Annotated in this window: 1 protein-coding gene and 1 pseudogene; both read right to left on the bottom strand. The window is 66.9% G+C overall.

Annotation, left to right across the window (positions count from 1 at the left end; all coding sequences use genetic code 11):
* Positions 1–273: pseudogene (locus tag R1101_RS0124585) on the bottom strand (metal ABC transporter permease); the annotation flags it as partial.
* A 13-nt stretch (positions 274–286) separates the two neighbouring features.
* Positions 287–881: NIL domain-containing protein (locus R1101_RS28775; RefSeq protein WP_016935778.1), on the bottom strand; the 595-nt coding region annotated here is incomplete at its 5' end.

Here is an 881-nt window from a genome sequence, read left to right as displayed (position 1 = left end):
GATCGCGGTGCCCACGACGAAGCGGGTGAACCCGATCAGGGCGATCAGCAGAATGAGGAAGGGCAGCGACCGGAACAGGTTGACGATCACACCGAGAACGGTGTTGAGCGTCCTGCGGGGCCACAGTCCGGACGGTGAGGTCAACTGCAATACGATCCCGACCAGCACACCACCGACGATGGTGAGCAGGAACGACACGGCAACCATGTAGAGCGTCTCGAGGGTGGCTTCCCACACTTCCGGGAAGGCGTCGTACCACTGCAGCTTGTTCATCGCGCCTGCACCGTCATTCCGTGAGTCCCTCCAGTTCGCCTTCCGTCCCCCAGGCCAGGCTCAGGTACGGGCGTTCGGCCACGAATCCCTCGATGCGTGCCCGGTCGGTGCCCGCCGTGAACCGCAGGCGCATCCGGCCCACGGTGACGCTGCCGACCTGTTCGACCCGGCCACCGACCACTGCGACATCGGTGTCGAGGGCACGGATCATCTCCGCGAGCCACGGTCCGTGTGCGGCATCGCCGATTGCGGTGACCAGAGCCGTGTCCGCACCCGATCCCGCCGACGGGTCGGTGCCGACCGGGACGAGTGCGTGCCCGAGTGCCGATTCGGGATCGGCGACGAGATCGACGATCCGGCCGGTCTCGACGACCTGCCCTGCGGCGAGACGTGCGGCCGAGGTGCAGATCCGGCGCAGCACCCCGAGTTCGTGCGTGATCACCACGACCGTGACACCCAGTCGTCTGTTCACCTCGGCGACGAGATCGAGAACCTGATCGGTGGTGTCGGGATCCAGGGCGCTCGTGGCCTCGTCGCACAGCAGTACCTCCGGTTCGGCCGCGAGTGCGCGGGCGATACCCACACGCTGTTGCTGACCACCGGACAGC

This window comes from Rhodococcus sp. R1101, assembly GCF_000278445.1.
Taxonomy (GTDB): domain Bacteria; phylum Actinomycetota; class Actinomycetes; order Mycobacteriales; family Mycobacteriaceae; genus Rhodococcus; species Rhodococcus gordoniae.
Note: the sequence above shows the minus strand (reverse complement) of the source record. Positions and strands in the feature narration are given on the sequence as shown.